At 57.9% G+C, this 17,862-nt stretch carries 13 protein-coding genes; 2 read left to right on the top strand and 11 right to left on the bottom strand.

Annotated elements, in window-relative coordinates:
• Nucleotides 1-19: 19 nt before the first annotated feature.
• The 3 genes from THTE_RS11230 to tadA form a co-directional block, all read right to left on the bottom strand.
• Nucleotides 20-514 carry a dual specificity protein phosphatase family protein gene (locus THTE_RS11230; protein WP_095415527.1) on the bottom strand — a complete coding sequence of 165 codons (495 nt, stop codon included), beginning with the start codon at nucleotides 512-514 and terminating at the stop codon, nucleotides 20-22.
• A gap of 201 nt (nucleotides 515-715) precedes the next feature.
• Nucleotides 716-2,107: a Gfo/Idh/MocA family protein gene (locus tag THTE_RS11225; protein WP_095415526.1), complete on the bottom strand. Its 1,392-nt coding sequence runs from the start codon at nucleotides 2,105-2,107 to the stop codon at nucleotides 716-718.
• Between the two features lie 80 nt (nucleotides 2,108-2,187).
• Nucleotides 2,188-2,664 (bottom strand): tRNA adenosine(34) deaminase TadA, encoded by a 477-nt coding sequence (gene tadA / locus THTE_RS11220; RefSeq protein WP_207651698.1) that lies wholly within the window; start codon nucleotides 2,662-2,664, stop codon nucleotides 2,188-2,190.
• A 377-nt stretch (nucleotides 2,665-3,041) separates the two neighbouring features.
• Here tadA and THTE_RS11215 point away from each other — a divergent pair, with 377 nt between their 5' ends.
• Nucleotides 3,042-3,884, top strand: coding sequence for a sugar phosphate isomerase/epimerase family protein (locus THTE_RS11215; protein WP_095416865.1), 843 nt, complete (start codon nucleotides 3,042-3,044; stop codon nucleotides 3,882-3,884).
• A 148-nt stretch (nucleotides 3,885-4,032) separates the two neighbouring features.
• Here THTE_RS11215 and THTE_RS11210 read toward each other — a convergent pair whose 3' ends face one another.
• The 8 genes from THTE_RS11210 to galE all read right to left on the bottom strand — a co-directional run bounded on the left by THTE_RS11210 (nucleotide 4,033) and on the right by galE (nucleotide 15,371).
• Nucleotides 4,033-4,602 carry a hypothetical protein gene (locus THTE_RS11210; protein ID WP_095415525.1) on the bottom strand — a complete coding sequence of 190 codons (570 nt, stop codon included), beginning with the start codon at nucleotides 4,600-4,602 and terminating at the stop codon, nucleotides 4,033-4,035.
• A gap of 49 nt (nucleotides 4,603-4,651) precedes the next feature.
• On the bottom strand, nucleotides 4,652-6,247 hold the full coding sequence (locus tag THTE_RS11205; RefSeq protein ID WP_207651697.1) for a sulfatase family protein: 1,596 nt from the start codon (nucleotides 6,245-6,247) through the stop codon (nucleotides 4,652-4,654).
• 100 nt (nucleotides 6,248-6,347) lie between these two features.
• A complete protein-coding gene (locus tag THTE_RS11200; RefSeq protein WP_095415524.1) occupies nucleotides 6,348-7,931 on the bottom strand; it encodes a tetratricopeptide repeat protein in 1,584 nt (527 codons plus the stop codon).
• Nucleotides 7,932-8,031: 100 nt separating this feature from the next.
• The gene (locus tag THTE_RS11195) at nucleotides 8,032-9,246 is read right to left on the bottom strand and encodes a Gfo/Idh/MocA family protein (protein WP_095415523.1); all 1,215 of its coding nucleotides are present in this window, start codon (nucleotides 9,244-9,246) and stop codon (nucleotides 8,032-8,034) included.
• A 553-nt stretch (nucleotides 9,247-9,799) separates the two neighbouring features.
• Nucleotides 9,800-12,064 (bottom strand): ferrous iron transport protein B, encoded by a 2,265-nt coding sequence (gene feoB / locus THTE_RS11190; RefSeq protein WP_095415522.1) that lies wholly within the window; start codon nucleotides 12,062-12,064, stop codon nucleotides 9,800-9,802.
• On the bottom strand, nucleotides 12,061-13,095 hold the full coding sequence (locus tag THTE_RS11185) for a metal-dependent transcriptional regulator (protein ID WP_095415521.1): 1,035 nt from the start codon (nucleotides 13,093-13,095) through the stop codon (nucleotides 12,061-12,063). Before THTE_RS11185 ends, feoB begins: the two co-directional genes overlap by 4 nt.
• 233 nt (nucleotides 13,096-13,328) lie before the next feature.
• The gene (locus tag THTE_RS11180; protein WP_157732033.1) at nucleotides 13,329-14,321 is read right to left on the bottom strand and encodes an SMP-30/gluconolactonase/LRE family protein; all 993 of its coding nucleotides are present in this window, start codon (nucleotides 14,319-14,321) and stop codon (nucleotides 13,329-13,331) included.
• Nucleotides 14,322-14,375: 54 nt separating this feature from the next.
• Complete coding sequence (galE, locus tag THTE_RS11175) at nucleotides 14,376-15,371, bottom strand: UDP-glucose 4-epimerase GalE (protein WP_095415519.1); 996 nt, start codon at nucleotides 15,369-15,371, stop codon at nucleotides 14,376-14,378.
• A 206-nt stretch (nucleotides 15,372-15,577) separates the two neighbouring features.
• On the opposite strand from galE, the gene THTE_RS11170 reads away from it, so the two are divergent.
• Complete coding sequence (locus THTE_RS11170; protein WP_095415518.1) at nucleotides 15,578-17,833, top strand: tetratricopeptide repeat protein; 2,256 nt, start codon at nucleotides 15,578-15,580, stop codon at nucleotides 17,831-17,833.
• The last annotated feature ends 29 nt before the right edge of the window (nucleotides 17,834-17,862 follow it).

The following is a 17,862-nucleotide window of genomic DNA, read 5'->3' as shown; positions in this document are numbered from 1 at the left end:
AGTTCGGCGAGAAGCCTCCTCAGGGCGATTCACACGCCGGGTCGCTTGGGCTTTCGTCAAACGTGGGGACCGGCTGGGATGCGATGGCGGCGGTAAGCGGGTAGCAGTAGTGCCGGGCGTAAACGTGGGATTCCGCCTGGTACAGGTCCCATCCAAGCACCCAGTGCATATAGGCGATCACGACCGTGGGGGAGCGGTTCATCCCGGCGGTGCAGTGGACGAAAACTTTGTGACCGTTCTGGAGCAACCGCCGTAATTCTGCCACCGCCTCCGGAAGCCGCGCCCTGAGGTGGTCGTAATCGAAATCGCGAATCGGTTCCCTAATTTCCTGGATACCTGCCCGCCTGTACGCCGTTTCAAGGGCTGACCGGTGAATATCTCGGGAGGCGATATCCTCGTCCGTCTGGAGGTTCAACACGGCCGTGATGCCAGCCCGTTTGAGGGATTCGACATCGTTGTAGTCGACCGGACACGAACCCACGAATAAGTTATCGAGGATTTGATCGATGACCATGGATTTTGGCCAACTCAGCCGTTGAGGAAAGATCTCGGAAGCTTGACGGAGGGCCCACCGTCAAGGATCGAGGTAGGACCATATGTTTTCGGACATTCCATTTGGAAAACTCCTCTCATCCCCATAATAGGTTATGGGTGAGAAACGGTCCACCGCCGTGGCTCGCCCATTGGCAATCGCGATGCAGAGCGGGGTTTCAAATCACACGTTTTCGGGGATCACGTACGGCGGGCGGTACTCGCGTTTTATGAGCGAATGGGCTTCGGCAGGTTCAACTGGAAGCTCCTTCTGAGGATCAAGGACAATCTTCACGCCCCCCAGTCGAAGGCTAATGTTTGCGTAGTGAATGAGAAGGCCGCTGCGGTAGCCTTCTTCCACATCCGCGTTGGGCAGCTTGCGGGCCTTGATGCATTCGATGAAGTTGGCCTTGTGTTCCGGATCCGGAAATCGCCCATACCGCTGGGCTGTGACCACCGGTTGACGGGATTTCGGCCGTTCGAAGACCTGCCAGCCCCCTCCGTGACGACCAACATACATGACGCCTTCTGTGCCGTAGATTTCGATTCGGGTGGCACACTGCGGCCAGTAAGGAAACAGATCGTTGTCTCGGATTTCCGGGTCGATTTTCAGCATGTACGGGGTGTAGAGGGTCAGTTCAAAAGTTACCAACAGTCCATCGTACTCATACACGGCAATCTGTGTGTCTGGTGTCTCCGCTGCGCCCTCGCTATCAAAGCGCCCGCCAACGGAGTACACCGTCCTGGGACAGCCGACGCCCAACAACCACCGGGCAAGATCGATCTGATGGCTGGCATCGTTGGCAATATCGCCACCGGAATACCGCCAGAAATGATGCCAGTTGTATTGATAGTTGAAGTTATATCGGGCCTCGGGCGCGGGGCCATTCCAGATGTCCCAATTGAGACCCGGCGGCGGATCGCTGTCCGGCTTGGGCGGGAAATTTCCCCAGAACTTCTGATTGAAGATCCGGCACAAGTGAATGCGTCCCAGTTTTCCCGAGCTGATGTACTCCTTTGCATCAAAATTGTAGGGAGCGCTCCGATTCTGAGTGCCAATTTGGACCACCCGCTGATACTTACGAGCTGCCTCCACCATCTTGCGGGCTTCCCAGATACTGTGGGACACCGGCTTTTCGACATACACATCCTTGCCTGCCTGGCACGCCCAGACAGTGCTCAGCGCATGCCAGTGATCGGGTGTGGCCGACACGATGGCATCCACAGTATTGTCGTCAAGGGCTTTGCGGAGATCATCAACGACTTTGGGAGCCGTCCCTTGAGTTTGGGCCACCGTTTTCGCCAGTGCTTCCGCGCGGGGCAGAAAAGGATCACAGACATAGGCGATGCGGCAATCACCGCGTTGGAGGAACCCGCCGGCCAGAGCGCTCCCACGACCACCACAACCCACAATCGCGAGTACGACTCGTTCGTTGGCTGGAGTTTCGGCCACGGAAGCTGCGTGAGGAAGCAGCGTCCATCCCCCGATGGTTGTCGCTGCTGCACCGTTGCGGAGAAACTCACGACGCGTGGTGCGCGAAATCAACGGGTTTTTGCCAGTTTGCTCGAACATCATAGCTCACCTCCTGCAAAATTGAGAACAACCCACGGGCAGGTTTTCCACTGCAAAGGTTCGGGTGTTTCGGCGATTTTGAACTATTTTTTGCCCAACGCACGCTGTTTTTGAAAAAACCGTCGGATGATCTCCGTGCACTTGTCCGCCAGGACACCAGGAATAACTGTGCAACGATGGTTCAGCCGGGAATCTTCCAGAAGCTGATAGAGTGAACGCACAGCGCCCGCCTTCGGGTCATCCGCCCCATAGACCACCGTAGGGATTCTTGCCTGCAAAATGGCCCCCGCACACATGGGACACGGCTCGATCGTGACATAGAGAGTGCATCCTTCCAACCGCCATGATCGGAGTGCCTCCGCGGCCTGGGTGATGGCGATCATCTCGGCATGAGCGGTCGGATCCCGCAGCCGCTCCCTTTGATTATGGGCTGAAGCAATGACCCGGTTTTCATGAACAATCACCGCACCGATGGGGACTTCGTCTTCTTCAAATGCCTGCTCCGCCTCGCGAAGCGCGAGCTCCATGAAACGCTCATGCGAATTTGTATCCATAGGCATTCGCAATTCGAAGGGTAGTCCCACTGGGAAACGTCCTGGTTGTCGGGGAGCAATCATCGCAGGAAAGTGCAAGCCGGTTTTTCAAACAGGTAGTCTGACGATGGATGTTGCCCGCAGAGTTGGACTGGCTTGTGGGGAATTATAAAACAACGGTGCGATGGGTTCCACCGAGCGGGAAAGGGCGTCTGCATCATTTTCGGCCGGGGCAGAGGGTGAGCAGGGCTGTGGAACGACTGGGCATTCCCATCTAAAATGGGGAAACACCAGGGACCACGCAAGCCGAATTGGCAACGGGAATGCCAGGGAAACGGGAGCCCGGCACCTCGTCCCGGTGGATGCGTAAAGATCAATCTTTTCCCGGTTTTTTGAGGGACTTTATGCGATTCGCCATTTGCAACGAAACTTTTCAGGATCGGTCGTTGGAAGACGGGTTTGCCCTTGCTGCCGAGTGCGGCTACGAGGGTATCGAAATTGCGCCGTTCACGCTAGCGCAACGCGTGACCGATCTTTCGCCGCAGCGGCGGGCGGAAATCCGGCAGGCCATTGAAAAAGCGGGACTGAAAACGGTGGGGCTCCACTGGCTGCTGGCCAAGACGGAGGGCTTTCACCTCACCTCGCCCGACGAAACAATCCGCCAGCGAACCGCCGAATACCTGCGTGAACTTGCCCGATGCTGCGCTGACCTGGGCGGTACGATTCTCGTTTTTGGATCGCCTCAGCAACGGAATGTTCTCCCCCAGGTGACCCGGGCCAAAGCCGAAGATTACGCTGTGGAAGTCTTTGAGAAGCTGATTCCGGAACTTGAACGCACCAACACCATCCTTGCTCTGGAGCCGCTCGGCATCCAGGAAACCAATTTCGTCAACACCGCGGAGGAGGCCGTCGCGATCATCAACAAATTGGGATCGCCGCGTGTAAGACTACATCTGGATTGCAAAGCGATGTGCAGCGAAGCGACGCCCATTCCCACGCTTTTGCGAACGTTCCGCGAGCACCTGGTCCACTTTCACGCCAATGATCCAAACCGGCTTGGCCCGGGCTTTGGCGACCTCGATTTTGTGCCGATCTTTGAAGCGCTGCTTGAGATTGGGTATCAGGGCTGGGTTTCGGTAGAGGTGTTCGATTACGGTCCCGGTCCAGAACGAATTGCTCGGGAAAGTATCCAGTACATGCTTCGGTGCCTGGAACAGGTGCAGCGGGTGCGTGCCGGGAAAACGTGACGGTGACGGACGCCGTTTGCCATTCGTTGACGGCGGGTTGGCCTTTCGTGCCGCTTAAACGTTTTCGGCATGGAAACGCTGTTGGCAAGGGTGGGTGGCTCGGCTCTGAAGTATCATGTGATCCCGTGATCCTTCCACCTCTGAGGAACTATTCGGCGGCTTTCTCGCCGGGGCCAAGCAGACGCCCGGTCCGCTTATCCCAGACGATGCTGCGATAGTTCATCCGGTGCTTACCGTGGCAGCCCGTGCAAACCAATTTCTCCGGGTTGGTGATCTCGCGGCAGCGTTCCAGGTAGGTGGCCACCACCAGTTTGGCAGGCACGTTATGCGTGGGATGGCATTCTCGACAGGCGCGATCAATTTCCGAGCGCGGGAACATTCGGTCCGGTGGCGTCGTGTTGTTTTCGTCACTTCGGTGATCGAGACTTTCACCGTGACACTTAACGCAACCCACTCCAGCCCTGGCGTGCCGCCGGCTCAACGGTTCTTCTTCAAAGTTGGCATGGCAGACAAGGCAGGGCGAGTTGTCGGCCATGGTGGGCTTAGTTTCGCCTGGACCACCGGTGGGAGACGGTGCTGCTGCACCTTCCCCGACAAACGCCATTCCCGAAAGAATTGGCGTACCCCAGAGCAGGATTGCTCCCGCCACCAGCACCAGACCCGTTCCGCACGGCAGGTTGCGAAAAAGTGCCTCCCGGTTGCCGATGCCTCTGACCATCCAGTCACCTCCCCGAAGCAATTTCTCACCTTTTCACCACCCAAGATAACTACGGAAGTGGCTGCGGCTCAAAATCGTCCGGATTGACCCATCCAGCACGGAGCTTTTCCCCGCTCATGAAACGTTCATAGAAATTGCGCGTTTGAGGATCAACATAGGGGTATTGCTCGAACACGGCCCCCTGTCCGAACATACGGGGATCACCCTCTTCACGAAGACGTTTTTCCATTTTCTCGGCAAGACGGCGTGCAATCTCCGGAAAATCGGCGATCCGGTTCGTGGCACAGTCGGGATCTTCCTTGATGTTATAGAGTTCCTCGGGCGGCCTTTTTCCAAAGCAGGCCTGCCACCAGGAAACGTTCCGACCTTCCCGCCGAGCATGCAGAATCTCCGTCTTGGTTGGACTGCCGTCGCAGTTAAGATAGCCGGTTTCCGGATTACCCGCGGGCCAGCGGTCTGGCTCAAAATTGCGCAGGTACAGCCACTCACCCTCCAGAATCCCGCGAATCGGGTAACCCCAATCATGGGGACGTCCAACGTCGTGACGTTCCTTTCCCACCAACACAAAGGTCCTTTGAGGATCCACCTGACCAGATTGTTCACTGGTGAGGATGTTGACGAAACTCTTCCCGGTGATGGGGGCCATTCCAGACTGCGATGGTTCGATGCCCGCCAGTTCCAGGAATGTGGGGGCGAAATCAGCGAAACTGATGAGGTCGTCAACGATTCGGCCGGGGCGAGAAATGCCTTTTTTCCACATGATGGCCAGCGGCATGTGGTTGGAAAGCTCGTAGCATTGACCTTTGACTCGGGGAAAGGGCATGCCGTTGTCGGAGGTCACAATGACAACCGTATTGTCCAATTGGCCATTTTCTTCAAGAATCCGCAACATCGTTTGCAGGTGTTGATCGAAGTATTCGACTTCATAGGCATAGTCGAGTAAGTCGGTGCGTACCGTGTCGTTATCCGGCCAGTAGGAGGGAACCCAGTTCACGTCGGTGAGCTTTTTGCTGGTCAATCGCAGGCCGCTCCCAAATTCATAGGGCCGATGCGGTTCAGTGGATCCGTACCAGAAAAACCAGGGGCGGTCTTTGGGACAGGCGGAAAGGAAGTCGGCGAAGTTCGCGGCATAATCGTTGCGCGAAATGGTGGACGTGGCGGGCTTGGTCACGCGGCGATCGAAAGATCGGCCTGTCAGCGACCGGGGCTGCCCGTTGGCATCCCTTGCCCGGCCGGGTCCCCATCCTTTACCGGTCTTGCCGACAAAATAGCCGTGTTCTTCAAGGACTTCGGTGACGACCTTGAACTCCAAAGGGAACTCGCAATTGTGATTGCATGCTTCCTTGAGCTGCCATGAATTTCGGCCCGTTAGGATAATGGACCGGCTGGGCGCACATTTGGCGTTTGGGGTGTACGCCCGGGTGAAGAGGATTCCCTCCTTGGCCACACGGTCGAAACCAGGCGTATTCACCCAGCGGCAGCCGTAAATGCTCGCATGGGGATAGGACCAGTCGTCGGCAATGCAGAAAAGGATATTCGGTCGCCGGGCCTGGACTTCCGCGGCAGGCAGGCCGCGGATGGTTCCTCCAAGAGCAGCAACCAGCAACCATCCGACAGTACAGAATGAAGACATCCGAACGGTCATGTGTGAGCCTCCCCAATGATCCGCAATCAAACAGTTGACCACACACTTGGCCCAGCCCGAGGGAAAACGCCTGCATGATAACGTGCTGGCCCACCTCGGACTACCCCGCGTTGCCCTCTTTTGCAGGGGGCGTTTGGCCGGCCTTTTTCAGCAGACGCTGGTGAACGCTTTGAAATAAGGATTGGCCAGGATCGAGCTTCATGGCCTGATCGATCGCCTCAAGGGCTTCGTCAGTACGACCGACGGCCTCCAGGGCTTCCGCCAGGAGCTGATAGTTGACGGCAATGGGCTGGAGCTTGACGACCTTTTCGGCCAGCGGTACGGCTTCCTCAGTCTTGCGCTGGGCATCTATGTAGAGTCTGGCCAGCATAGCCAGCGGGAGAGGATTTTCGGGAAAACGCCGGGCTGCCTCCTGAAGGATCGCCTCCGTTTTCTCAAAGTCCCGCCGCCCGCCGTAGCAGGCCGCCAACCCCACGTAGATCTGCAGTCTGTCTGGTTCCGCACGAAGCCACTCTTCAAGCGCTTTTTCCATCTGCGAATAGCGCTTCTGTTCCTGGTAAAAGGCGACCAGAGCCCGGCGAGCTTCGCGGCAGTTGGGATCGAGGGCGATGGCCCGACGGAGATAAATCTCCGTGCGAATGAAATCGCGATATACGTAGTACATTTTGGCGGCTTTGGTTTCGAGAAGGGCGACGTCCGCCAGCAGTTTTTCGATCTCGGGAGGCAACCTGGTGGCCGCGGTTGACCGTGTTGCCGGCTCTTTCGACGGGGTCACGGTTTCCATCTGCTGGAGATACTTTTCCGCCCGGTCGGGATCCCCCTGGGCGGCGGCCAGAGCGGCGCGGAGTTCGGCCAATTCCGCCTCAGCAAGATGGGCGGGGATGGCGTCCAGGACCTTTTCTGCCTCGGCGTACTGTCCCAATCGCAATAGGATTTTCGCCCGGAGCTTCTGAACGTCGAGTGACGCATTTTGATTGAGGGAGACGTATTCCTGCAGGACGGCAACCGCCTCTTCATCTTTTCCTTGGGCACTTAACGCGTCGGCCAGGTGAAGATACCCAAATTCCTGTTGCGGGGCCACCTCAATGACTCTCCGTGCGAGGCGGATCACCTCGTCGTGATCCTGGCGTTTCCCCGCCAATTGGATGAGGGCCTCATAGGCATCGAGGAAGCGGTTATCCATGGCGAGGACTTTCCGCCAGGTTTGTTCGGCCTCACCGTCCTGGTTGGTCAGCATTTGCCAGGTCGCCAGGATGGCCAGTGCCAGCGGGCTTTCCGGGTAACGCTGGACCACCGAAGTGGCCACCATTTTCGCTTCGTCGAGAAGTGCTTCCCGAGTTCTTGGTACGGAAGGAGGAAACTCATCCTCGGTGGGCGGGGCAATTCTTCCAGGAGTTTCCGAGGGAGACGCCGCGCTGGTCAGCAAACTTTCCCGTGGCGACAGCACTTTCTCGCCCAGTGACATCGGGACGGGAGGACTCGGTTGCTTTGCCACTGTTTCGCCGCGCGTTAGTTGTGTCGGTAGTGTGGACAGTTTGGGAGGTGTCTCTTTGCTTGCCACGCTCCCCCGTCCGGTGGAACCTACCGACAGCCACCCGGGCAAAATGCCGAGCATAAAAAGAAGAAGCAAAAAGGCCACCGGATACCGCATCGTGGAGGAGGGATCGGGATACTCGGCTGTCATGATGCGTGCAGGCCTCAAACTATTTCGGTGCGACGCTATCCGTCGCTTTGTTTGCCAGGGTCAGCCAGGCCAGTGCAAGACCCGTTTTTCTCCATCGATTTTAATCGAAAGTGCGAACCGGGACAGCTTTTCCCCCTTGTTCCGCCGACACGTAGGCGCTGTAGATCGTGGAGATGGCGTCCGCAGCCAGGCGGCTATCGCTCTCCAGAGGTTCGCCGTAGGCGATTGTGCGATAAAAGGCTTCCATCTCCTGCGGGTAACCGGTCATCCAGTCTTCATCCGGAGAGGTGAATGCCCAGCCCTGTTTCGTGCCGATCTTTTCCACCACATAGATGTCCTTGAAATACTCTTCGCGGGGATTGTACGTGAGCATGGCCGTGTTGGGATTGATGTTGCAGATGGTGCGATGGTTGTTCGCGCAGACCTCCAGCCAGTTGTGAACTCCGCCGAGTACGATGTCGGAGGCGAACACGGTGGCGATCATTCCGTCTTCGAATTCAATGTGGATCATCGAAAAATCGTCGATGTCGTAGTAATCGCACCGGATGTGACCCATGTCCACAAAGGTGGGCAGGCGGGTGATGGCGTGCGTCCGCGCGGAGACCATTTTCGGCCGGATGGGCCTTCCCAACCGCGTGCGGCCTTCCACCCGCTTCAGGTACAGTGCGGCCGTCAGCGGATGGCATCCCTTGCCGATGAGGACGCCGCCACCACAGAACTTCCAGAAGGCGTATTCTTCGGAGTGGGAACCGCTGTGAGCCTCCTCGCCGTGAATCCACAGAATCTGCCCCTTGGTTTTTTCCAGGATTTCGCGCTCTTTCTGAATCGAGGGGGCATAGACCCAGTTTTCCGCGTAGAGCAGTCGTCCACGGCTGGCCGCTTCGGCTTCGAGAATTCGCTCGACACTCGCCAGTGCCGCATCCAAGGCCACCTGTTTGGGGAATCGATCTCCATGAAAATCGGGCGAGCCGTCCCCGAAATACCCCGTCAGGGGCTTTTCGCAGATGACAAATTTGTCTCGTTTGAGCGCGGCAATGGAGAACGGTTCGTGCGTGACGGGCGGTGTGCAGATGTGCACGACTTCCACCTCATCGAGGAGCGATTCGAGCGACGGGAACGCACGAATCCCCCGGGCGGCGGCAAATTGTTCGGCAGCCGTCTGATTTCGGGAGTATACGCCGACCACTTTCACGTGAGTCCCGTAAACCTTTTGGATGGAGTGGAAATGAAAGGTGGCCGAAAAGCCGGATCCTACAATACCGGCGAGGACGGTTTTCTTCTCTGTCCTTGGGGTTGCAGACTCGTTGTGTGTCATGGCTGTAGAAGGTTCTACCAGAATTATCCTCCATTGGGTCCACAAAAAGTCACAAAAACTCAATTTACCTGTGGTGCGCCGCGCATGCCAGGTTGGCGCGTCTAAGGGGTGGATTACTGGTGAGTTGGGCCGGCTGGTCGAGATTGGAAGATCGATGCCGTTTCCACGGGCACGGCGAGCGGCCCCTTGGAAAAGTATTTCGGAGGGACGTGCTTGTCACTTCCAATGTTGAAGGTTGGATAGACTGTTCTGTTTTCGCGGGCAAGTCCTCCGAAGGATGTGTGGTGAGATGTGGGCGCCGGCCCATGTTCCGGCGTTGGATAGTTCCTGTCCCTCATCCGGCTCCGGCTGCTTGATTCAGTTTCTCCTTCAGCGGGAGGCCCATTCATGAATGGCCCCTGCCAGAAGGCGGTTCGTCAATCCCGCACGTGTGGACGAGGCAATTCACGGCTTGTCCCGGCAACATGGAGAGGCCCTGGTCTCTCGCTAAACCCCGCGAAAAGTGAAGAGGGGCCAGCGTCGTGAAGGCGTGACGCCACGCGGGAAACCAGCGTCAGAAGAACCGCCCCAGTGTGGCATTGACCAGAAAACAGGCTGTCAACCCCATCAGGATCGGTAACACGACAGCGACGATCGTCCATTTGGTGCTGCCGGTTTCTTTGTAGATCGTATAGATGGTTGTCGAGCATGGGTTGTGCATGAGGCTGAAGAGCATAAGACAGAGGGCGGTGACGGGGGTCCAGCCTGCTTCCTGGAAAATGCGAGCTGTGAGGGTCAGATCTTCAGGTTCAAACAGGACACCGGCCTGGGCGTGGATACCGCCTGCTCCTGTCAGCAGGACTGTCAGCATAAGGATGGTGGGAATAACAATTTCGTTGGCCGGGATGGCCACCACATAGGCCAGCAGGATGACCCCATTCAAGCCCACGAATCGACCGAAGGGATCGAGCCATCGGACGATATGAGCGGCGAGTGTGTCGCCACCGATCCATATGTTGGCCACAGCCCAGGTGGCCATTCCCGCTGGAAAGGCGAACACCACTGCACGCCAGAGGACGATGAGGGTGCGATCGATCAATGAGGTGTAGAGAGTTTGCAGGATTTGCGGTGGCCGGTAGGGCGGCAGTTCCAGATGGAACGTGGAGACCTCTCCCCGGAGGACGGTTCTGGTCAAAAGCCAGGACACGACGAACGTCATGATGATGCCCAGAAGGGCGACGCCCACCACGCCGGCCGCCGCGACCGCGCCGGAAAGATAGGGAGGCACCAGGCTGCCCAGAAAGATGGTGGCCAGCAGAATCTGCGTGGGCCAGCGACCGTTACAGAGCGAAAAGTTATTGGTGAGGATGGCCACGAGCCGTTCCCGGGGACTGTCGATAATTCGGCAGGCGACCACTCCCGCAGCATTGCAGCCAAAACCCATGGTCATCGTCAGCGCCTGTTTACCGTGGGCGCCAGCCCAGCGGAAAAAGCGGTCCAGGTTGAACGCCACCCGCGGTAAATAGCCGAGGTCTTCCAACAGTGTGAAAAGGGGAAAGAAAATGGCCATCGGGGGAAGCATCACGCTCACGACCCACGCCGTGGCAAGAAGTCCTCCATCGACCAGCAGACCGGTTATCCAGGAAGGTGCGCCGGCCGCCACGAACAGCCCGCGCACGGCTGGATAGAGGGTTTCCACCAGCAACCAATTGAGCAATGCGGAAGGATAATTTGCCCCCTGGACGGTGATCCAAATGACGACGAGGAATAGCGCCACCATGATGGGATAACCGAACAGGGGACTGGTGAGGATGCGGTCCAGCTTTTCCTCCCACCGCGCTTTTTGCGCCTCGTCATACCGGACGACGCGATCCGCAATTTCGGCTGCCGCCGCGTAGATCGTCTCCACCAGCGTTTGGTGGAAATCCATGCCGATCTGCCAGCGCAGGGAGGAGGCCGTCTCAATGATCGTCTCCCGGAGGGCCCTGGTGGAGTCCCCAGCCGGTTGTTCCGTGCCCGTTCGAGACAGCGAGGACGAGCCATCCAGCAGCGTTTCCCGCTCTCCGAGTTCCCCGAGCATTCCCGACCTGACGGCTTCGGTCACGTTAGGATCGCCGTCCAACAGCCGGAGCGCGACCCAGTTGGCGTTCGTCAGTCCGGGGAAAGCCTCCAGGAGAAGCTGGCTGAGTTGATCGACCGCCGCTTTCAAACTGGGGGCCTCGCCGCCGACGCGTCGAGGGCGGCATGTCCGCTCTCCGTGGGCCACTTGGGCAACAACCTGTACCAACTCGTCGATCCCCTGCCCGAACCGTGCCGCGGCCGGGACCACCGGCACTCCCAGTTCACGTTCCAGAGCGGGTACATCAATCGTGATTCCGTGGCGTCGGGCCTCATCCATGAGATTGAGACAGATTACCGCACGGTCGGTGATTTCCAGAACCTGGAGGGCAAGGTTCAGATTACGCTCCAGGCGGGTCGCATCCACCACGATGATGGTGACGTCCGGCCGCCCGAAAAGGAGGAAATCACGGGCCACTTCCTCATCGTAGCTAGTGGCCATCAGGGAATAGGTGCCGGGCAAATCCACCAGCTTGAAGCGTTTCCCCTGGTATGTGAAAAACCCCTCGGCCCGAGCGACGGTCTTGCCAGGCCAGTTGCCCGTGTGCTGATGCAACCCGGTCAGGGCGTTGAAAACCGTGCTCTTTCCGGTATTTGGATTGCCTGCCAGCGCGACGACGAAGTCCGCCTGGCCGCGTTCCACCTGGAGGAGTGCCGTTCCTGCCGCGCTTCCTGCCGGACAAAGCTGACAGCTATCACATTGCCGCGCTAGTATCTTCATGGCGATTGATTCTGAACCGGCTGCAAAGACTTTGTGTCGGTCCCCGTCTTGACGGGCTCGATGTCGATCAACTGGGCCTGATCTCGTCGCAGGGCAATGAGCGTGTTACGGACTCGGTAGGCTGTGGGATCGCCGCTGGGGCTGCGCAGTTCCGCGACCACTCGGGTCCCCGGCACGAAACCCAGGTCGAGCAGGCGCCGTCGCTGCAGTCCACGACACTGGGGTGAAATCCCCTTCACAATCCCAACCTCTCCCAGGCGAAGGTCCGCGAGTGTCGCCCTGGGCTGTTCCCATGGTCGGGACTCAATGTCCGGGGCTACTTTGACCCACAGATTGGCAGAAGCCTCGGGCGACAGACGGATCGTCTGACCCTGATGGCGGACGGTGACGCCGTCCTGGCGGATTTTTTCCACCCGCAGCGGTGTGCCAAGGTGCAAGTCATGCGAGAGAAGTTCCTGGTACGCGGTGACGGGCTCGTCTTCGATGTGGCAGACCTGCACCACATCGCCCGGCTTGCTCTCCGAAATTGGCGTCCCCTCCCGCTGGACGATCTCGCCGGTTTCCGTGGGGATGGGATCCCCGTGCGGATCGAAGCGAGGAAATCCGAGTTGGGCGGCAAGCGAGTTCGCGGTCTCCGGAGTGGTGGAGTGTTCCAGGCGATGCGCCGCCGCGTGCCACTCTTCGGGCGCCAGCCCGGTTTGCTCGGCAAGATAATGTTCCCACAACCGGTGTAATCGGACAATCCGAAGGGCCTCCTGCCGCCCCTCCGCAGTGAGCCGCAAATTTCTGTCCCCCTCTCGCTCCGGTTCCAGGTAACCTATTTCCCGGAGTCGACCGACGAAGCCGGGTAAGCTCTTAGGTGGGATGCCGATTGCCGACGCCAGCTCTTCCGGGGTGACCGGTTGCCCCGTTTCCTCCCTTTCGTGGATGAATTTCAACGCATCTTCGAAAAGGACTCGCCGTTTCCACCGCGTTCGGATCGGCCACAGCCACTGAGAGATCCACGTTATTCCACGCAATCCGTGAGCCATACCGCTCTATCCCGCAAACATCCCCGCCCGGTGCGCAACGCGACGGACCTTCCATCACAGTGAAAGGCCGGCGGAGGCCCGATAAGGTAAATCGCAGTCAAAAACGGATCACCATCCCTCTGGTCAGGGCCGATAGATCCTTCCATCACGGTAGCTTCAATTCACTTGGCCCCATCCTGTAATCATATCCGATCAGCCATTGAACGGCGATTTTTTCACGGTGAGCTGTGGACTTACGGCCTTTCTTGCGATTTTTCGTGTGACCTGCACACAACAGGGGGCGCACCGCGGACCTGAGTGGGGATGGCCAGGAACTTGTCTGCTGATGTGACGAACAGAGTGCGGAATTCCCTCCCACCAAAAACGCAGTTCGAAGCGTAAGGCACGACAATTGTTCCGAGATACTGTCCGTTCTCGGTATAAACTTTAACTCCGGCCTTTCCACAGGCCACGTAGAGATTTCCCCACTCGTCCATTGTCATTCCATCGGGATGGGCCCCCAGATCGATCCATTTCTCAACTTCACCGAGCTTCCCGGGTCCAACCACCGGATATCGATAAATGAGGCCCGCCGCATTGTCGGCGAGATAGAGGTAGCGATTACGTGGATCCAGCAAGATGCCGTTCGGCCGGACACAGACTTCGGAAACGCGCGTAACCTCCCCCTGTGGATTCACGTAGTAAACGGCTTCTTTCATCAGCGACGGTTGTCCGCGGTGGTGGTAATTGGGGTCGGTGAAGTAGAAACCGTCCTGCAAATCGACGGTGAGGTCATTGGGTTCGTTGAAGGGAGTTCCCTGATAATTTGACGCTACGATGCGCTTTTTCCTGGTTGTGACATCAAAGGCGACAACCCTCCGGGCAGCTCCTTCACAGACCAGAAGTTCGCCTTTGCTGTTGAACATCATACCGTTGGCATCAGTGCTGTCGTTGACGAAGAGCTCCACCCCTTTTCCTTCCCGATAAACGTAGATCGAGTCGTTTTTTCCGTCCGAGAAATAGACATTTCCTTCGGCATCGGCGGCCGGTCCTTCACAGAACCCGTATCCAGTTCCCAGGACAGTCGGTTCTGTTCCCGGCGGCACGATGTCCTCCACGCGCTGCGGCATCTTGCCTGCCTCCGAATTCGCTCGATTCTCATCTGCATAAGCAACAGCCGAACCGCACACGACCGTAATCATCGACAGCGCGCTCAACCAACCGGCGAAAGCAGAACGGCACTTCATCGTGACCACCTTTCGTGCTTGACCCACGGTGTCCATTTAGTACGTTAGTTCGCGCTACGACTTTCGGCGGTAACCGTCGGGGTGATCCTTGAACCACTGCCAGGCGGTTTCCACGATCGCGTCGATTTCTGTGTACTCAGGAGTCCAGTTCAGCTCGCGGCGGATTTTGGTAGCATCTGCATAGAGAATGGCAGGGTCGCCGGGCCTCCTGGGGCCATACACCACCGGGATCTTTCGGCCGGTGACCCGTTCTACGGAGTGCAGCACCTCTTTCACCGAATAGCCGCGGCCGATGCCCAGATTATAAATGAGCCGCGATCCCGCCTGGAGCGCCTCCATCACCATGATGTGCGCGCGGCAGAGGTCTTCCACATGAATGTAGTCCCGAATACATGTGCCGTCCGGGGTAGGGTAGTCGGTCCCAAACACGACAAACTGGGGACGTTTTCCTAGGGCCGTCAGAAGAAGCGAGGGAATTAAATGGGTTTCTGGATCGTGATCCTCTCCCAGACTGCCATCCCGCGCCGCACCCGCCACATTGAAGTAGCGGAGCGCTGCATAGGAAAAGGCTGGACGACTCGTTGCGTAATCGGCAAGAATTTTTTCCACAAAAAGTTTGGAGCGTCCATACGGATTGATGGGTTCCTGGGGTGTTTCCTCCACGATCGGAACCACTTTCGGTTCACCATACGTGGCGCAGGTGGAGCTGAATACCATCTTGTCCACGCCTGCAGCCTCCATCGCTCGGAGGAGAGACACCGTTTGAGCGACATTGTTGTCGTAGTAAGCGAGAGGGCGCTCCACGGATTCGCCCACATAGGCGAGGGCTGCAAAATGCATGACGCACTCGATGCGGTACCGCTTGAGGACCCGTTTGAGACCCTCGGTATCGGCCAGGGGCATTTCATAAAACGGAATCGTGGTGGGAACGGCCTCGCGGTGTCCCCGGCTGAGATTGTCCACCACAACGACGGTGTGACCGACTTCGGCAAGCAGCTTCACAGCATGGGAACCAATATATCCAGCACCACCGACGACAAGCACGTTCATCTACCAGCACTCCCAATCGGCAGAATTCGCCGCTGACCGGGTTGCCGCCCGGGCGAGACGGTGATATCCAGTAACGATAACTTGAAAAAGTCTAATCTACGGCATTTGATGCTTGACGCAAAGGTGTCGGGGAAGGCACAATGGAGGCCGAATAACATTGGTCTTGTCCCGGTTTTTGCTTTGTGAGGTCAACGGAGGGGTGGGCCATGCGAAGAACACTTGCTCGGCACACTTGGGGACCGGCTTTTCTCGTGCCTTTTTTAATGGCGGTAATGACATCGCCAGACGCAGGCATCCGAGCGGAAAGTCGGGCATCCCACGAAAGTGATGGGGAAATTCCAGAAGTTACGCCCGGGGCCCCATTCACTCCTTTCGAGCGGGCCGCCCTCAAACTCTGGTCGCGCGATATCGAGATGTACCGGAAATTCACGTGGGATCCTCCGGAAATGCAGGACGAAGCCGCGGAGTTCATGCGAGCGGTGCAGCTTCAGTTCCTCCCCCGGCCCCGGGGACGTGATCCGCGGATCACGTCCGCCATGGGAGAAAAATTGTTCGAGAAAGGGTGCCGGGATCCTCTCGTGAGGAGTTATTACGTCCTGGCACTTCTCCAGGAGGGTGCACTACGATCGGAAGCGTTTATTACACAAGTTCTGAAAGGGTTCGATGAGATCTGCTACCCGGAGGAAGCACGCTGGGTGGCACTGTATTCGGCGCTTGCGGTGAAGTCGTCTGTTCTCTTCCCCAGCAATCCAGGGAACTTGAGCGGGGATCTTGTGCGGGTCGTGACAAGGCGGTTGTGTGATCCCACGCTGGAGCCGTTGATGGTCCGCGTGGTGTTTTTCGAACTGCGAGTCGTGCTCGGAAATAGCTCCGCTCCTGAAAATCGAACTCAAGTTGAACCGATTTACAAGGGCTGCATGGCGGTGAAAGAAAAGATGGACCCGTGGCTGCAACATATGATCACCGCCCAGTACCTCATCGATGAGGGATGGTGGATGCGGGGAAATCGCTTTGCCCAGTACGTCTCGCCCGCCGCATGGCCGATTTTCCACGAGAAACTGGTGAAAGCAAAAGGGGAGTTATTGGAAGCCCTCAAGCTACACCCGGATTGGGTGGAGCCCGCCGAGCTTATGATCGGAGTGGCCATGACGGGCGAGACTGGAGACTCCGCGGACGAATGGTTCGAAAAGGCGGTGGCGCTGGATCCAGACTCCCTACACGCCTATTCTTCGTACCTGTGGGCACTGCGCCCCCGCTGGGGTGGCAGCGTGGAGGAGATGTATCAACTGGCAATCCGCGCCGCGGACTACCGCAAGTATGACTCACGGGTTCCAGCTTTCTTTCTGACGGCAATTGAAGACGTCGAGGAAGAGCTCCACCTCGCCCAAAACGAGGTGATCTACGAGGATCATCCCGTGTGGCGGATGCCGGGGGTGTATGAACGGGCGTGTGAGATCCTGGACGGGATGATCAAGCATCCCAGCCGCCAAGGCGAAATTGTCCTTTACCCTACCTACGAGGTGTTAATGACCCGGAAGTTCTGTGTCGCCTGCCGGGCCGGGCGGCTTCAAGAGGCACGGCAGATCGCCGACCAACTCGGCGGAAAACTGTCCGAACCGGTCCTCTTTACGTGGTACCAGCAACCCGCACGGCTCATCGCCGAAATGTACGCCCTGACGGGAAAAGGGGCGGAGAAAATCAAAGCCGCGCGGCAAATGCTGGAAGGGGTCACACCTCCTTACCCCAATGATGTCCTGGAAAAGGCAAAACAGCTTTTCGAAGAGGCCTACGCAGCGGATGACCATCCTCAGTCCCGGGCTTACTGCACGGTTTGGATTCGCGAGCTGGAAGGCCTTCTCGCATTCAACGCCGGTGAGTGGTGTCCGTTACGATTTGATCCGGGATTTACTAGATGGTTGATCATCGGCGGCGTCTGGACATACGAAGATGAGAATACGGCCGTTGTTCGGGCAAACCCCTCTTATCCCCGCACGGTCATCAGGCCGCGTGCCTCTTTCCCCTGGCCGTTAGAGGTCGAGTTCGACATCCAGACGCATGAGCACAACCACGGCGTGTTTCTTGGCCTCGCCGTCCCCCGAGAATTGAACGAGGAGTTCGCTCCCACGAACGATGATCGTCTGGGTGTTGCGCTGCCTGACGAGATTTGGGTGACTGTGGGAAAAAAGCCGATTTGCTTGCCTTCTCCGCTGTTCAGGCTCAATCACCTCAAGGTCCAGCTGGCCGACGGCTATGCGGCACTGTGGGTCAATGGTACGCTAATGGTTGAGGTCCGTGATCCGAACTTCCGTCCCGGTCCGAAGTTCGACGTGGGAGCATTACCTCAATTATTTGAGCGAAGCGAGAAGGGTTGGGCGCGCTTGCGAAACGTGAGGGTGCGGAAGTTCGAACCTCCCAAGCCGGGTGAAGTCGCCAGGGCGCAAGACATAGGGCAGGCACCGTGACCAGCCTCGCAACTGTGTGCGGGAGGAGT

The sequence above is a fragment of the Thermogutta terrifontis genome (assembly GCF_002277955.1).
Lineage (GTDB): Bacteria > Planctomycetota > Planctomycetia > Pirellulales > Thermoguttaceae > Thermogutta > Thermogutta terrifontis.
The sequence above is the reverse complement of the archived record's forward strand: the minus strand, read 5'-3'. Positions and strand labels throughout refer to the sequence as shown.